This window comes from Stutzerimonas sp. Brlt_14, from assembly GCF_051948915.1.
Classification (GTDB): Bacteria; Pseudomonadota; Gammaproteobacteria; order Pseudomonadales; family Pseudomonadaceae; genus Stutzerimonas; species Stutzerimonas stutzeri.
In genome coordinates, this window is sequence record NZ_JAYJLM010000001.1 from 89,336 (window position 1) to 103,509 (window position 14,174).

Annotated in this window: 16 protein-coding genes and 1 pseudogene; 6 read left to right on the plus strand and 11 right to left on the minus strand. The window is 66.6% G+C overall.

What is annotated here, in order from left to right; genetic code table 11:
* Window position 1: 1 nt before the first annotated feature.
* Window positions 2-964: a DUF1853 family protein gene (locus tag VF716_RS00405; RefSeq protein ID WP_011913536.1), complete on the plus strand. Its 963-nt coding sequence runs from the start codon at window positions 2-4 to the stop codon at window positions 962-964.
* Between the two features lie 58 nt (window positions 965-1,022).
* The gene (gene chrA, locus VF716_RS00410; protein ID WP_084904664.1) at window positions 1,023-2,243 is read left to right on the plus strand and encodes a chromate efflux transporter; all 1,221 of its coding nucleotides are present in this window, start codon (window positions 1,023-1,025) and stop codon (window positions 2,241-2,243) included.
* A 6-nt stretch (window positions 2,244-2,249) separates the two neighbouring features.
* Here chrA and VF716_RS00415 read toward each other — a convergent pair whose 3' ends face one another.
* A complete protein-coding gene (locus VF716_RS00415; RefSeq protein ID WP_440551240.1) occupies window positions 2,250-3,002 on the minus strand; it encodes a sulfite exporter TauE/SafE family protein in 753 nt (250 codons plus the stop codon).
* 109 nt (window positions 3,003-3,111) lie between these two features.
* Between VF716_RS00415 and VF716_RS00420 the strand changes: the two genes are divergently transcribed.
* A complete protein-coding gene (locus tag VF716_RS00420; RefSeq protein ID WP_440551243.1) occupies window positions 3,112-4,068 on the plus strand; it encodes a LysR family transcriptional regulator in 957 nt (318 codons plus the stop codon).
* Window positions 4,069-4,071: 3 nt separating this feature from the next.
* Here the strand turns inward: VF716_RS00420 and VF716_RS00425 are convergent, their stop codons facing one another.
* Together VF716_RS00425 and speE are read right to left on the minus strand one after the other, a co-directional pair.
* A complete protein-coding gene (locus VF716_RS00425; RefSeq protein WP_011913540.1) occupies window positions 4,072-4,413 on the minus strand; it encodes a ribonuclease E inhibitor RraB in 342 nt (113 codons plus the stop codon).
* A gap of 313 nt (window positions 4,414-4,726) precedes the next feature.
* On the minus strand, window positions 4,727-5,587 hold the full coding sequence (gene speE / locus VF716_RS00430; protein WP_125841512.1) for a polyamine aminopropyltransferase: 861 nt from the start codon (window positions 5,585-5,587) through the stop codon (window positions 4,727-4,729).
* A 186-nt stretch (window positions 5,588-5,773) separates the two neighbouring features.
* Between speE and VF716_RS00435 the strand changes: the two genes are divergently transcribed.
* The gene (locus VF716_RS00435; protein WP_440551247.1) at window positions 5,774-6,649 is read left to right on the plus strand and encodes a DNA-3-methyladenine glycosylase family protein; all 876 of its coding nucleotides are present in this window, start codon (window positions 5,774-5,776) and stop codon (window positions 6,647-6,649) included.
* A gap of 8 nt (window positions 6,650-6,657) precedes the next feature.
* Here VF716_RS00435 and VF716_RS00440 read toward each other — a convergent pair whose 3' ends face one another.
* From VF716_RS00440 to aroC, 7 genes and pseudogenes are all read right to left on the minus strand, one after another.
* Complete coding sequence (locus tag VF716_RS00440) at window positions 6,658-7,218, minus strand: histidine phosphatase family protein (RefSeq protein ID WP_048328902.1); 561 nt, start codon at window positions 7,216-7,218, stop codon at window positions 6,658-6,660.
* Between the two features lie 3 nt (window positions 7,219-7,221).
* Window positions 7,222-7,413, minus strand: a complete 192-nt coding sequence (locus tag VF716_RS00445; protein ID WP_011913544.1) for a PLDc N-terminal domain-containing protein — start codon at window positions 7,411-7,413, stop codon at window positions 7,222-7,224.
* A gap of 6 nt (window positions 7,414-7,419) precedes the next feature.
* Window positions 7,420-7,629: a PLD nuclease N-terminal domain-containing protein gene (locus tag VF716_RS00450; RefSeq protein ID WP_011913545.1), complete on the minus strand. Its 210-nt coding sequence runs from the start codon at window positions 7,627-7,629 to the stop codon at window positions 7,420-7,422.
* Window positions 7,630-7,840: 211 nt separating this feature from the next.
* On the minus strand, window positions 7,841-8,386 hold the full coding sequence (locus VF716_RS00455) for a 1,2-dihydroxy-3-keto-5-methylthiopentene dioxygenase (protein ID WP_017245216.1): 546 nt from the start codon (window positions 8,384-8,386) through the stop codon (window positions 7,841-7,843).
* Window positions 8,387-8,438: 52 nt separating this feature from the next.
* A pseudogene (locus VF716_RS00460) lies at window positions 8,439-8,622 on the minus strand (methylthioribulose 1-phosphate dehydratase); the annotation flags it as partial.
* A 7-nt stretch (window positions 8,623-8,629) separates the two neighbouring features.
* Window positions 8,630-9,781, minus strand: a complete 1,152-nt coding sequence (locus tag VF716_RS00465; protein WP_011913547.1) for an MFS transporter — start codon at window positions 9,779-9,781, stop codon at window positions 8,630-8,632.
* Between the two features lie 65 nt (window positions 9,782-9,846).
* Window positions 9,847-10,938, minus strand: coding sequence for a chorismate synthase (gene aroC / locus VF716_RS00470; protein WP_013983046.1), 1,092 nt, complete (start codon window positions 10,936-10,938; stop codon window positions 9,847-9,849).
* 156 nt (window positions 10,939-11,094) lie between these two features.
* Here aroC and VF716_RS00475 point away from each other — a divergent pair, with 156 nt between their 5' ends.
* Window positions 11,095-12,057, plus strand: coding sequence for an alpha/beta hydrolase (locus tag VF716_RS00475; protein WP_017245218.1), 963 nt, complete (start codon window positions 11,095-11,097; stop codon window positions 12,055-12,057).
* 80 nt (window positions 12,058-12,137) lie between these two features.
* Window positions 12,138-12,917, plus strand: a complete 780-nt coding sequence (locus VF716_RS00480; RefSeq protein WP_011913550.1) for a hypothetical protein — start codon at window positions 12,138-12,140, stop codon at window positions 12,915-12,917.
* A 4-nt stretch (window positions 12,918-12,921) separates the two neighbouring features.
* Here VF716_RS00480 and VF716_RS00485 read toward each other — a convergent pair whose 3' ends face one another.
* Window positions 12,922-14,145: a maltoporin gene (locus VF716_RS00485; protein WP_013983049.1), complete on the minus strand. Its 1,224-nt coding sequence runs from the start codon at window positions 14,143-14,145 to the stop codon at window positions 12,922-12,924.
* Window positions 14,146-14,174 lie beyond the last annotated feature (29 nt).

Genomic DNA, 14,174 nt, shown 5'->3' on the forward strand with positions numbered 1-14,174 from the left:
CATGAACCCTATCAGTCTTGCCGAGCTGTCCAGCGTCCTTCGCCATCCGCAGGTGCGTGATCTCGCCTGGACGCTGCTGTCGCCGCCCCTGCTGAGCGAAACACCTCCCCGCCAGCGTCACCCCCTGAGCGCAAGCCGCTGGCACAGCGAGCCGGGGCTGCTGGCCGACTGGCTGCTGTGCCAGGATGCCGAGCCTTCGGTCCTCGAGGCCTGGCTGTCGCAGCGCAGCAATCGGCGCCTGGGGTTGTACTACGAACGGCTCTGGCAGTACGCGCTGTGCCAGGCGCCCGACCTGCAGCTGATCGCGGCCAACCTGCCGATCCGGCAGAACGGCAGCACCCTCGGCGAGCTGGACCTGCTGTTCTGCGATGACCAGGGCGTGCACCATCTGGAGCTGGCGATAAAGCTCTATCTGGGCTTCGGGCCCGGTGACGGCAGCCAGCACGACCACTGGCTCGGCCCCGGCAACCACGATCGCCTGGACCTGAAGCTCGCCCACCTGCGCCAACACCAGCTGCCCTTGTGCAACCAGCCGGCCGCCCGCGCCGTGCTCGCCGAGCTTACCGGGCGGGAGGTACAAAGCAGCTTCTGGCTCAGCGGCTACCTGTTTCAACCCTGGCCAGAGGGCTGCGCCCCGCCCCATGGTGCCAACCCGCACCACCTGAGCGGCCGCTGGCTGCGCCAGGCCGACTGGCCGGTGTATCAGGCCGCGGCGGCCGGCACCATCTGGCAGCCACTTCCGCGTGCCGCCTGGCTGGCTGCTGCCCGCGTGCCGCAACCGGACCTGTGGACCTCGGACCGCCTTGCCGAGTGGCTGGCCGGCGATCCGGCACGCGCGCGGGCGCAACTGCTGGTGCGTCTCGAACCCCACGCATCCGGCGACTGGCTGGAGCAGGAGCGGCTGTTCCTGGTGGCGGACGACTGGCCGCACAACGGTGAATCGGCACGCGCGTCATCGGCGTGACACAATTGCCGGCTAGGATTTCCGCTCGATTCACCCTTGCAGACCAGCACGAATTCGCATGCCCATCGACGCCCAACGCCTATCGTCCGGCGAGCCTCTGAGAGCCTGGAGCATCTTCCTGATATTCCTGCGCCTGGGGCTGACATCCTTTGGCGGCCCGGTGGCGCATCTGGGCTACTTTCGTGACGAATTCGTCCAGCGCCGCCGCTGGTTGGACGAGCGCGGCTACGCCGATCTGGTCGCGCTCTGCCAGTTCCTTCCGGGCCCGGCCAGCAGCCAGGTCGGCCTGGCAATCGGGCTGCTGCGCGGCGGCTACCGAGGTTCGCTGGCGGCCTGGGCCGGCTTCACGCTGCCCTCGGCCGTCGCGCTGACGCTGTTCGCTCTGGGCATTGCCCGCTGGGGCGACGCCCTGCCCAGCGGGTTCATCCAGGGTCTGAAAATCGTGGCAGTGGCGGTCGTCGCCCAGGCGGTTTGGGGCATGGCGCGAACGCTGTGCAGCGATGGCCCGCGGCTGGCCATCATGCTCGCCGCGGCGAGCGCCGTCTTGCTGCTGCCTTTCGTCTGGAGCCAGGTGGCGATCATCGTCGTGGCGGGCTTGATCGGATTGCTGGCGTTCCGCCCGGCGTCAGGCGAGGTGCACCCCGACCTGCCCGTACGCATCAAGATGCGCACCGCGCTGTCTGCCCTGGCTGCGTTCTTTGCCCTGCTGATCCTGCTTCCCGTGCTGGCCGGCGTCAGCGGCAGCCAGGCGCTGGCGCAGGTCGATGCGTTCTATCGCACCGGTGCGCTGGTGTTCGGTGGTGGACACGTGGTGTTGCCGCTACTGCAGGCCGAGGTCGTGCCGTCCGGCTGGGTCGACAACAACGCCTTCCTCGCTGGCTATGGCGCCGCCCAGGCCGTACCTGGACCGCTGTTCACCTTCGCGGCCTTTCTCGGCGCCTCGATGAACAGCGGCCCAAGCGGCTGGCTCGGCGCAACCATCTGCCTGCTCGCGGTGTTCGCGCCCTCCTTCCTGCTGGTATTCGGCGCATTGCCGTTCTGGGAGCGACTGCGCGGCAATCGCCGCAGCCAGGCGGCGCTGGCGGGCGTCAATGCCGCCGTGGTCGGGTTGCTGCTGGCGGCGCTGTACGACCCGGTCTGGACCAGTGCGATCAAGGCCGCGGAACACTTCATCCTGGCCGTGCTGGCCTTCGCCGCGCTGAGCTACTGGAAACTGCCACCGTGGTTGGTGGTGATCGCCGGTGCGCTCGGCGGCGGCCTGCTCGGCCTGACGAGCTGAAACCGCTCAGCTTTCCATCGCCAGCAGCACCGCACTGGCCACCAGAAATCCGCTGAACAGCAGGCGCAGCAGATGCTCCGGCAGCGCATGGGCGAGGCGCACGCCCAGGCTGATGCTGAGCAGCCCGCCAACGGCTAGCGGCAAGCCCAGCAGCCAGTTGACCTGGTGATGCAGCGCGTAGGTCACCAGGGTAACGCCGGTGCTCGGCGCTGCCAGCGCCAGTGACAGCCCCTGGGCAACCACCTGCGAAGTGCCGAATACGCTGGTCAGAATCGGTGTGGCGATCACCGCACCGCCCACGCCGAACAGCCCGCCCGCCGCCCCCGCCCCTGCGCCGAGGACGCTGAGCCATGGCCAGGAATGACGCAGCTGACCGTTACCGGGCGCAGGCCGCAGAAACACACGCAGCAGGTTGTAGGCCGCCAGGGCCAAGAGAAAGCCAACGAACGCCAGGCGCATGCGGCCGGCGTCCAGCGAGACTGCCACGCCCGCGCCGAGAATGGCGAAGACAAAACTGGCTCCGGCCAGCGCTGCGGCGTGGCGCCAGTCGATGCGGTTGCGCTGATGGTAGCGCCAGATGGCGAGCAGCACGTTGGGCACTACCATCACCAGCGCCGTACCCTGGGCCAGTTGCTGGTCCAATCCGAAGAGCACGCCCAGCACCGGAATCGCGATCAGCCCGCCGCCAATGCCGAACAGTCCGCCAAGCGTGCCCAACGCCAGTCCCAGCAGAATGTTCAGCCCGATGTCCAGCAGCATATGCGCGTTCCATTATCAGAGAGACGCGAATGCTACGCCGCTACGGCTGGCATCGATACGCACAGCCGCGCACAATGGCTTTGCACTTTACGCACAAGCCGAGTCGACAATGCTGCCAGACGCCCTTTCCGCTCAACTCGAACTCTTCCTCGACGTGCTGGAATGCGGCAGCTTCTCCGCTGCTGCGCGCCGGCATGGCCTCACGCCCTCTGCCGTGGCACGGCGTATCGATGCACTGGAGCAGGCCCTCGGCGGTCAGCTGTTCAGCCGCAGCACCCACGCCGTGCGGGCGATGCCTGCGGCACTGGCCTTCGCCGAGCGCGCCCGGCGCATCGTGCAGGAACTGCATCTGGCGCGTGCCGAAGCGACGTCGCTGGACAGCGCACCGGAAGGTCGGATCCGCATCGACGCCCCTGCGCCATTCGGGCGTCGGCACCTGGCGCCGGCGCTGGCTGACTTCCTGCAGGCCTATCCAGGTGTCGATATCCAGCTGCGGCTGATCGACAGCTTCGTCGATCTGCAAGGTGAACATCTGGGGGAGGTGGATCTGGTGTTGCGCATCGGTCCGCTGGCCGACACGCGGCTGGTCGCCACGCCGCTGGCGCCGATGGTGCGGATCGTCTGCGCCAGCCCGGCCTACCTGGAGCGTCGCGGCGTGCCGCTGACCCCCGAGCAGTTGCCTGAACATGATGGCCTCGACTGGGATGCGCTGGCCCCGCCGCACGCCTGGCGCTTCGAACGAAACGGCCGATCGCAGCTGTTGCGCCCGGGGCGTCTGCGGATGGTGGCCAATAATGCTGAAGCGCTGCTGGCGGGAGCGCTGGCCGGGCTCGGCATCGCCCACCTGCCGACCTGGCTGATCAGCGAGTACCTGCTGCGCGGCGAGCTGTTGCCGTTGTTCTGCGAAGGCGGGTTGCCGCAACCGGAAGCCAGCGGCATCTATGCCCTGCGCCTGACGCGCGAGGCCGACTCGCGGACCCGACTGCTACTGGAGTTTCTCAAGTCCCGCTTCGGCCCGGTCCCGCCGTGGGACCAGGCGCTCAACAGCGGTCTGAAAAGGGAGTGACGGTCACAGACTCTGGCTTTCGATTTCCTGGGTGACGCCCCAGCCATCGAGTACCCCACCCAGGGGTTCGACAAGGTCCTCAAGATCCTGCTCGAAGTCGCCGATGCCGTCGAACGTCGCGTACATCACTTTGCTGACCTGCAGATTCCAGCTTCCGTCCTCACGCGGAAAGACTTGGGTGTTGATGGTTTCACCGCGAAAGTTCTCGGCGGCGGTCTGGGCGCGGTCCCGCTCGGGGAAGACCGCATAGAACTCGATGGGATGCACGCGGGCGAAATCGAAACCGCCCTCTTTCATCCGGCGCAGAACGGTGCTGCTGACATCCTCATGGAAGGTGGTGCTCATGATTCAACCTCCTCTCATACCTGGATGAAGTTGCCACGAGCTCAGCGGGAGATCGGCTCCGTCGTCGAGACATCGGGCAAACGGGAGTCGCAACAGCTAGTCGAAGAGACGCGGTGGACGGTGTCCACAGTGACAAGCTAGCAGGCCACGCGTCTGACTGCACGGGCTGGATGGCTCGACGCCACCGCGCGCCAGAGTCGCGGGCTCCATCAGTAGAACCCGCCGAACCTGCAGCAGTTCAACCGGGCCGGCAATGCAAAACGGCCCGCGCCGTTGCCGGGCGGGCCGTTCAGGGCGATGCCGCCGTGCTCGCTCAGTCGTTGCTGGGCTTGGCAATCGCGTGCAGCAGGTACTGCGGCAGCGCAAAGGCGCCAATGTGCACGTGCGGGTTGTAATAACGGGTCACAATCCCGCTGCCGCTATAGCGCTGCATCAGGGTTTCCAGCGGCAACTTGCGACTCTCGGCGTTACAGGCGCCCCAGGCGAAGCTCATCGCACCGCCGATGTAGGTCGGCACCGCGCCCAGGTAGAAGTGCCAGTCGGCGAACAGCCCCTGCATGCGTTTGGCGGTGGTCTGCAGCTCGCCCAGCTGCATGAATGGCGTGCCGTTCTGCGCGACCAGGATGCCGCCCTCGTTCAGGCAACGGCGGCAAGCCTGGTAGAAGTGCTCGGAGAACAGCGCCTCGCGCGGGGCGATGGGATCGGTGGAATCGCAGATGATGACATCGAACCGCTCTTCAGTGGTCGCCACGAAGTGCATGCCGTCATCGAACACCAGGTTCAATCGCGGATCATCGAAGGTGCCGGCCGAGTGATTCGGCAGGAATTCCTTGCACAGCTCCACCAGGGTGCGGTCGGTCTCGACCATGGTGATGCTCTCGATATCACGATGGCGCGCCACCTCACGCAGGATGCCGCCGTCGCCGCCACCGATGATCAACACCCGGCGTGCCAGGCCATGGGCCAGGATCGGCACATGGGCAAGCATTTCGTGGTAGATGAACTCGTCGGCTTCGGTGGTCTGGACCACGCCGTCGAGGGCCATGACGCATCCCATGCGGGCGTTTTCGAAGATCACCAGATGCTGGCGTTCGGTGCGCACTTCATGCAGCAGCTTGTCGATCTGGAACCGCTGCCCGTATCCCTCGTAGAGAGTTTCCTGAAAGTCGCTCATGGGTGTCTCCCTTGGCAGCCATCGCGCGCAAGGCCGCGACGTCTGCAGGCTGGCTGAGGACGGGCGATCGCATCGCCCACCGAAAAGAGGCGCATTCTACGTTGGCCAAGATGACAGGGGGAACCGCGAGGGTTTGAAAGCACACTTCGGGGCGACAAAGCGGCGCCCAGGCGCTAGGGTCTGGAAATGACCGAAACCATCCACCTGCTCTACCTCGAACCCTGGGACTGGCAACAGTTCCACCGCCACTTCGCCCTGCGTCTGCTGCCGGGCGTGGAGCGCCTGGACCTGCGCGGCTATGCCCGTACGCTGCGCCTGGGTGATGCCCGCGGCTGGCTCGGTGTGAGCGCGGCGGACGACCGGCCGGCGCTCGAGCTGACCCTCAGCGACTCGCTGCGGCACGCCAGCCAACCGCTGGTGGCGCGGGTGCGCAAGATGTTCGACCTGGATGCCGACCCACAGGCGATCGCGGCGCATTTCGCCGGCGACCCGGCACTCGGCCCGCTGGTCTCGGCACAACCCGGCCTGCGTCTGCCGGCGGCGTACGACCCGTTCGAGCAGGCCGTGCGCGCGGTGGTCGGCCAGCAGGTCACGGTGAAGGCGGCGGTGACCATCACCCGCCGCCTGGTGGAGCGTCTCGGCGAGCCGTTGGCACAGGCTCCGATCGGGTTGGAGGTGCTGTTTCCCACCGCGCGGGCGATCGCCGACGACCCGCTGGAGAACATCGGCATGCCGGCCAAGCGCGCTCAGGCGCTGCGCCGCCTGGCCGGCGCGGTGGCCGAGGGCGCGTTGCACCTGCATGTGGAGGATGGCGCCGATACGCTGGTCCGTCGGCTGTGCGAGGTGCCCGGCATCGGCCCCTGGACGGCCGAATACATCGCGCTGCGCGGTTTTGGCGTGGCGGACGCCTTTCCCAGTGCCGATCTGGGTTTGCTCAAGGCGCCGCTTTGGGGAGCGGATGGCCTGACCGCCAAGGCGCTGGCCGAACGTGCCGAAGCCTGGCGCCCATGGCGGGCCTACGCAGCCATCCACATCTGGGATAACTACGCCCGGGGCGGCTGAGGAAACGGTTACGGCGGCGCGACGCGCGCCAGCACCTTCGGCGCAACGGCCAGCGGCCGGGCCAGGATCAGCCCCTCGCCCGACTGCGGAAAGATGCCGGTCAGCGCGGTGATATTGACCTGATGGGTGACCAGCACCGCTACCTCGCCGGGTTCCAGCTCGGTGAGGGCTTCGCGCAGCGCGGCGGTCTGCAGTCGCTCGCTGGTCGGCGAGGCGAAGAAGGAATCCAGCGCCGGTAGCGGCTCGACCGGCGCGAGTGCCATCTGCTGCGCCGTGTCCAGTGCACGGCACCAGCGACTGCTCAACAGACGTACCCTGGTCAGGCCTTTCTCGCGCAGCAGCTCGCCCCAGCGTCGGGCTTGCGCCCTGCCATGCTCATCAAGATTGCGTTGGGTGCTGCAGTCATCGAGGACGAAGCCTGGCGGGTCGCCCAGCCCCGGCGCATTCGCGTGGCGCAGGAGCAGTAGTGCCCGCCCTTCGCGTAACGCCTGCCAGGCGTCACCATCATCGGCCTGCAGCGGGCCTACGACGAAGAGTAGCGCGACGAGCGCCAGGCCGATGCCACGCATGCTTCACAGCCGCGCCTTGCCAAACGGCCCGGCCGCGACCGCCCACATGATCAGGCCGACCACCGGCAGCAGTACGATCACCAGCGTCCAGATGATTTTGCGACCAGCCTCGATGGGGCTGCGCCAGACATGCGCGATGGCGAGCACATCCAGCACCAGCACCACCAGGGCCAACGGAGCGCTGAGGCTTTCCATCGGTGTTTACCGCAAGGGCCCACGGTCGTCGGGGCGATTGCCGCGCGGTCCCATGATTCCCCAGATGATAAGACCGAGCACGGGCAGGATGACGATCAAAAGAACCCAGAGCACTTTCTTGCCGCTGGTGCTGTCGCTGCGAACGATGCTGATGATTGCCCAGATATCCAGTATCAGGATGAGCAGGCCGAAAATTCCGCCGAATGCATCTCCCATGGGTACGCTCCTGTTTGGGTGGGTACCTAAATTAGGATGCCGGCGCGGCGGCAGGGTTCAGTTCCCGTGCCAGAGCGGCTCAGCAGCGCATTGGTACTAGCTGCTGGTTCATGGTTAACGAGCACGCCGCTGGCGCGCGCGGGCAGGAGGCCAGCTCCTGCTTTTGCTCGCTGGCCGTATGTTCGGTGAGGGTGAGCGCTGGATCGGCCGCTCAGTCGTCCAGGCGCGGGAACTGATCGGCGATGCGTTCGCCGGTGAACTGCGCCGTCCAGCCGTCCGGATTGTTGAACAGGCGAATGGCGACAAAGCTCGGCTGCTCGCCCATGTCGAACCAGTGGCGGGTGCCGGCAGGCACGGAGATCAGGTCGTTCTTCTCGCACAACACGGCGTAGACCATGTCCTCGATATGCAGGGTGAACAGCCCGCGGCCAGCGACGAAGAAGCGCACCTCGTCCTCGGCGTGACGATGCTCGTCAAGGAATTTAGCGCGCAGTTCGTCCTTCTGCGGATGATCGCGGGACACACTGATGACATCGACGGTCACGTAGCCGCGCTCGGCCATCAGCCGATCGATCTGCGGCCGGTAGGTGGCGATCACGTCCTCCTGGCTGGCGCCGGCGGCGACCGGCGCGCTGGCGTCCCAGCGCTCCAGTTGCACACCGACCTCGGCCAGGGTCGCGGCGATGTCCTCGAGGTGGGTCAGGACCTTGAGCGGCTGCTCGGGGCGGGATTCGTGATAGACACTGAGGACACTCATGTTCGGCTCTCCGAAGGATTGCCCGGCCGATCACAGCCGGCCAGGCAGGAATTCATCTGTTGTGCAGGGCGCCCATCTTCAGTTCGCATTCGAAAAGGAACTCGAACGCCTCGATCTGGCGCAGCGCGTCGCTCGTCTTCTCGCCCCGGGTGTACAGACCCATGGCCGCGGATCAGCCAGCCGACGCAATAGCGGTGCCGGTCAAGCCAGGACTGCCGCCTGGAAGCCAGCGCTGCGTGGCGGTCACGCCCTATCCTCCTGCAAACGGAAGGCAATGATAACGGCTGCTGCCAGCGCCGCCAGGCTGGCGATGGCAAACGACCAGCCCGGGCCGAGCCCGGACCAGGCATATCCGGCATACAACGCCCCCAGCGCGCCGCCGATTCCGGACAGGCTGGCATACAGCGCCTGCCCCTGACCCTGCTGGCGATGGCCGAAGCTGCGCTGGACGAAATGGATGGCCGCCGCATGGAAGCTGCCGAAGGTCGCCGCGTGCATCAGCTGCGCGATCAGCAGTACGCCGAGATGATCGGCCAGTTGCCCGAGCAGTAGCCAGCGCAGCGCGGCGATCAGGAAGCTCGCCAGGAGCACCTGGCGCAGCGAGAAACGCTCCAGCAGACGCGCCATGACCAGAAACAGCAGAATCTCCGCGACGACGCCCAGCGCCCACATCAGACCGATAAAGCTGCGGCTGTAGCCGAGCGCTTCCAGGTGGATGCTGAAGAAGGTGTAGTACGGGCCGTGAGCCAGTTGCATCAGGGCCACGCAACCGTAGAAGGCCAGTACGCCGGGGCGCCGCAGCTGGGCGAGAAAGCCGCCCTGCCCGGCCGACTCGGCGCGCTGGCGCGGCTGCGCGTTCGGGACCCAGACGCTGCTCAGCACGATGCCCAGCATCACCGCAGCGACAGCGGTCGGATACAGGTCCAGACTCAGCCGCTGGAACAGCAGCCCAAGCCCCACCACCGCCAGGATGAAGCCGATGCTGCCCCACAACCGTACCTGGCTGTAGCGCTCGGGCTGCTCGTGCAGATGCGCCAGGGTGATGACCTCGAATTGCGGCAGCACGGCATGCCAGAAGAAGGCATGCAGGGCCATCACCAGCGCCAGCCAGGCGAAGCTCTTGTCGAAGAAGATCAGGCCGAAGGACAGCAGCGTGCACAGGGCGCCGAGGCGGACGATCTCCAGCCGGCGGCCGCTGACGTCGCCCAGCCAGCCCCAGAGATTCGGCGCCAGACAGCGCATCAACATCGGAATGGCGATCAGCTCGCCGATGCGCTCCGGCGAGAACCCCAGATGGGCGAAGTACAGGCCGAGAAACGGCGCCGTCGAACCGAGCAGCGCGAAGTAGAAGAAATAGAACCCGGAGAGGCGCCAGTAAGGGAGCGAAGCGGTCATGGCAACAGGCGTTCAGTTTGCAGCGCGCGGCGTCAACGCCGGCGCGCCGCGCTCCGAATGGCCGCTCAAAGCTGACCCAGCACCGGCGTCGTCACCTGCACATCGGCATTCTGTGCGCGGTGGCGCAGCAGGTGATCCAGCAGCACGATGGCCATCATCGCCTCGGCGATCGGGGTGGCGCGGATGCCGACGCAGGGGTCGTGGCGACCCTTGGTGATCACGTCCACCGCCTCGCCGTTCACGTCGATGGAGCGACCGGGCGTGGTGATGCTGGACGTCGGCTTGAGCGCCAGATGGGCGACGATCGGCTGACCCGAGGAGATGCCACCGAGAATGCCGCCGGCATTGTTGGACAGAAAGCCCTGCGGGGTCAGCTCGTCGCGGTGCTCGGTGCCGCGCTGGGCCACCGACGCGAAACCGGCACCGATCTCCACGCCCTTGACCGCGTTGATGCTCATCAGCGCATGGGCAAGCTCCGCGTCCAGGCGGTCGAAGATCGGCTCACCGAGGCCCGGCGGCACACCCTCGGCGACCACGGTGATCTTTGCGCCCACCGAATCCTGGTCACGGCGCAGCTGGTCCATGTAGGCCTCCAGCTCCGGCACCTTGTCCGGGTCCGGGCTGAAGAAGGCGTTCTGCTCGACGCTGTCCCAGGTCTTGAACGGAATCTCGATCGGCCCGAGCTGGCTCATGTAGCCGCGCACCTGAATGCCCAGCGTCGCCAGGTACTTCTTGGCGATGGCACCGGCGGCGACACGCATGGCGGTCTCGCGCGCCGAGGAGCGGCCACCGCCGCGGTAGTCACGCAGGCCGTACTTGTGGTGATAGGTGTAGTCGGCGTGGGCCGGGCGGAACAGGTCCTTGATCGCCGAGTAGTCCTTGGACTTCTGGTCGGTATTGCGGATCAGCAGGCCGATCGGACACCCGGTGGTTCTGCCTTCGAACACGCCGGAAAGGATTTCCACCTCGTCGGCTTCCTGGCGCTGCGTGGTGTGCCGGCTGGTGCCGGGCTTGCGACGGTCGAGATCGCGCTGCAGATCGTCCAGCGACAGCTCCAGCCCGGGTGGGCAGCCATCGACGATGGCCACCAGCGCAGGCCCGTGGCTTTCGCCGGCAGTGGTGACGGTGAACAGCTTGCCGTAGGTATTGCCGGACATGCAGGACGCTCCGCGATCGACCGAAAAAACAGGGGCCGGAAGTATACCTGAGGGCGCCGCGGTTTCACTGCCTGTCTTCGGCGCGCATACTGGCGCAGCGGCGAACCTCGCACCGATCCTCGCGTCAAACCCGCTCCGTAACCGGCGAAGCCTTCCATGCGTGCCCTGCTGATCCTACTGCTGCTGACCATGCCCCTCTCATTCGTACATGCGCAGACCCTGCTCACGCAGACGCTGAACCTCGACACCGGCCATGGCCTGCTGCAGGGCACAGTGCTGCTGCCGAAAAGCGAGCGGCCGCTGCCGGTCGCCCTGCTCATCGCCGGCTCCGGGCCGACCGACCGCAACGGCAACAACCCGGCCGGCCACAACGACAGCCTCAAGCGGTTGGCCCAAGGCCTGGCCAGGCAGGGCGTGGCCAGCCTGCGCTACGACAAGCGCGGCGTCGGCGCGAGCCTGGCCGCCGCACCGGACGAGCGCGACCTCAGCGTCGAAGCCTACGTCAGCGATGCGTTGGCCTGGAGCGAACGGCTCAAGGGTGACCCGCGCTTCGGCGAGCTGATCCTCGTCGGCCACAGCGAAGGTGCGCTGATCGCCAGCCTTGCGGCGCCTCGCTCAGGTGCCGCGGCGCTGATCAGCATCGCCGGCAGCGGCCGGCCGATCGACGCGGTGCTGCGCGAGCAGCTGCAGGGACGCCTGCCACCGGCATTGCTCGCCACCAGCCATTATCTGATCGACGAACTGAAGGCCGGTCGCACCCACGCGGACATTCCAGAGCCTCTGCAGGTGCTGTTCCGCCCCAGCGTGCAGCCATATCTGATCTCCCTCTTCGCCTATGATCCGGCCGAGGCCTTCGCGGCGGTGAACGTTCCGGCGCTGATCGTTCAGGGCCGGCACGATATCCAGGTGGGCATCGATGACGCCGAGGCCTTGCACCGCGCCAAGCCCGACGCCGAACTCGCGCTGATCGACGGCATGAATCATGTGCTGCGCATCGTGCCGGCCAGCGCTGCGCAGCTCGCGTCTTACGACGATCCCGATCTGCCGTTGGCCCGCGGCCTGCTCGAACGAATCCAGCGCTTCCTGAACGATAATGGCATGCTGCCAGCCTCCAGTTAGGCGCCGCGCCGCCGATAGCCCCGTGACGATGGCCGAGACCAGTTCTGAACGAGCCGCCGCGCAGGCCCAGGAACGCGCAGATGACCGACACCGAAATCACCCAGAGCACAGAGAAAGAGCCACCGGCGCCGCCGAAGCATCCGTGGGCCGAACTTCGCCCCGATCGTTTCCGCCTGCTGCGCCTGGCGCCGCTGCCCACCGAACGCGACGGCGGCGCGCGGCCACTGCGCTTCGTCGAGCTGGCGCAGCTGGAACGCCACACGCCAGAGCAGAGCCTGCTGCGGATGTTCGTCAACATCCCGGGGCAGGCGCGCTCGCGCAAGTACAACGTGCTGGAGGTATGGGCCGACCATCGCAGCAAGGAACTGCGCTTCGGCCCGGACAGCGGCTTGCATCTGGAACCCGCCAATCGTGGCCTCGGCCGTTTCCTGCTGGCACAAGGCGCGGCCTGGGCGCAGAAGCGTTGGGGACATTATCTGGTCGAGGGCGGATCGCTGCCCAAGGATGTGACGAGCGACGACCAGCGCCTGCGGCGTGACCACTGCCTGCGCACCCAGGGGTTCGATGTGGACTACCCAAAGGACCAGGCGGGCAAGGCGACCTACGGCGCGCCGCGCGCCAGCAGCCTGAGGCCGGACTGGAACAGCGAGAAGGTCCAGATTGTGGAGCTGCAGGATGCGGCGGCGATGCTGGAACAGGCCGACCGCAACCTGCAGGCGCAGGAAAACCAGATCCGCGACCTGCAGGAGCGTATCGCCCGCTTCCGCCGCGAGGACGGTGCGCTGCGATTCACCATTGTTTGCCTGATTGCGCTGGCGCTGTTCCAGGCCGGCCTGCTGATCTGGATGGCGACCCGCTAGCCGCTTACCACCAGTGCTCGACCTGCACGCCGAAGTTCGAACCGTGGCGAGCGTTGCCGAACGCACCGGTATCCGACAGCGCCGAGCCTTCGGCCATCACGTTGGCCGCCCGTTGCGCCGCGTCGTTCCAGCTGGCGTAGGTGTAGTACAGGCGGAACTCCGGCCGCGCCCAGAAGCCAGGACCGGCGGGTGACCAGGTCGGCGCGATGGTGAACTTGCTCAGCTTGCGCGTGCCATCGGTGGCATCGATCTGGTCGTGACCGACCTCGGCGACGAGCTTGAACTGCTCGCTGAACGCATAGACCGGACGCGCGCCCACCGACCACCAGTCCTGGTCGCCGCCGTCGTCGCGCTTGTCTTTCTGGTATACCACCTGGAACTGGCCGCCGAAGCGCGGCGTCAGCTGCCAGTCGAAATACTCCACCACTCGCCAGCTCTTGGCGCTGTTGTCCAGGGTGACGTCGCCGGTATAGCCGAGGCCGGTGCCCGGGCCCTCGCCATACTGCAGCGCCAAGGTGTTCTTGCCGCCGAGGAAGTCGGATTGCACATGCTGCACCGTCACGGCCCAACCGCTGTTGGCATCGTCACGGCTGGGCTTGTCGAGGTAGCTCAGGCCGAACTCCAGCTCACCGCCAGGGTTGCTGTCGAAGCCGCCAACGTTGAAGTCGTGGCGGGTGACGTAGTCCTTCTGAAACACGCTGTCCTTGCGCGAGAAGGCGTAGCTGTACTTCAGCCCGCCAATCTCCATGTCCTCCACGCCGGCACCGGTGGCGCTCTGGTTCCAGTAGTAGAAGTCGGAGATATGGATGTCGTTGCGCTTGTAGAAGCGCCGCCCGGCCCACAGCGAGCCGTTGTACAACGCCGGCACCTTGCTCCACTCGGCATAGGCCTGGACCATTCGCGCCCAGCCGTGATCGCCGGTGAACTCAGGGGTATGGTTGTACTGGTTGTAGAGCGCCGCCATGCCTTCCAGGCTCAGTACCGAGCCGTCGGCGAAGGTGTAGAGGTCCTGACGCAGATCGAGCTCGGCGTACTGCTCGCACTCGTTACCCAGGCGGTACTTGCTCGGCGCGCCGGGCAACTGGAAGCAGGACTGCGAATCGCTGTTGACCGATTCGCCGACCCCGCTGCGCATGTAGCCGGTGAACTCCAGTGCATGGGCGCCCAAAGGCAGCGTCAGACCCGCAATGGCGCTGGCAACGCCCAGGGCTGTCAGTGTTTTTTTCATATCCACTCCGCTTTTGTTGTTATTGATCG

Excerpts from the sequence above, each read along its gene's own strand:
- VF716_RS00405 (WP_011913536.1), top strand. The coding sequence starts at position 2 with ATGAACCCTATCAGTCTTGCCGAGCTGTCCAGCGTCCTTCGCCATCCG.
- chrA (WP_084904664.1), top strand. The coding sequence starts at position 1,023 with ATGCCCATCGACGCCCAACGCCTATCGTCCGGCGAGCCTCTGAGAGCC.
- VF716_RS00415 (WP_440551240.1), bottom strand. The coding sequence starts at position 3,002 with ATGCTGCTGGACATCGGGCTGAACATTCTGCTGGGACTGGCGTTGGGC.
- VF716_RS00420 (WP_440551243.1), top strand. The coding sequence starts at position 3,112 with ATGCTGCCAGACGCCCTTTCCGCTCAACTCGAACTCTTCCTCGACGTG.
- VF716_RS00425 (WP_011913540.1), bottom strand. The coding sequence starts at position 4,413 with ATGAGCACCACCTTCCATGAGGATGTCAGCAGCACCGTTCTGCGCCGG.
- speE (WP_125841512.1), bottom strand. The coding sequence starts at position 5,587 with ATGAGCGACTTTCAGGAAACTCTCTACGAGGGATACGGGCAGCGGTTC.
- VF716_RS00435 (WP_440551247.1), top strand. The coding sequence starts at position 5,774 with ATGACCGAAACCATCCACCTGCTCTACCTCGAACCCTGGGACTGGCAA.
- VF716_RS00440 (WP_048328902.1), bottom strand. The coding sequence starts at position 7,218 with ATGCGTGGCATCGGCCTGGCGCTCGTCGCGCTACTCTTCGTCGTAGGC.
- VF716_RS00445 (WP_011913544.1), bottom strand. The coding sequence starts at position 7,413 with ATGGAAAGCCTCAGCGCTCCGTTGGCCCTGGTGGTGCTGGTGCTGGAT.
- VF716_RS00450 (WP_011913545.1), bottom strand. The coding sequence starts at position 7,629 with ATGGGAGATGCATTCGGCGGAATTTTCGGCCTGCTCATCCTGATACTG.
- VF716_RS00455 (WP_017245216.1), bottom strand. The coding sequence starts at position 8,386 with ATGAGTGTCCTCAGTGTCTATCACGAATCCCGCCCCGAGCAGCCGCTC.
- VF716_RS00465 (WP_011913547.1), bottom strand. The coding sequence starts at position 9,781 with ATGACCGCTTCGCTCCCTTACTGGCGCCTCTCCGGGTTCTATTTCTTC.
- aroC (WP_013983046.1), bottom strand. The coding sequence starts at position 10,938 with ATGTCCGGCAATACCTACGGCAAGCTGTTCACCGTCACCACTGCCGGC.
- VF716_RS00475 (WP_017245218.1), top strand. The coding sequence starts at position 11,095 with ATGCGTGCCCTGCTGATCCTACTGCTGCTGACCATGCCCCTCTCATTC.
- VF716_RS00480 (WP_011913550.1), top strand. The coding sequence starts at position 12,138 with ATGACCGACACCGAAATCACCCAGAGCACAGAGAAAGAGCCACCGGCG.
- VF716_RS00485 (WP_013983049.1), bottom strand. The coding sequence starts at position 14,145 with ATGAAAAAAACACTGACAGCCCTGGGCGTTGCCAGCGCCATTGCGGGT.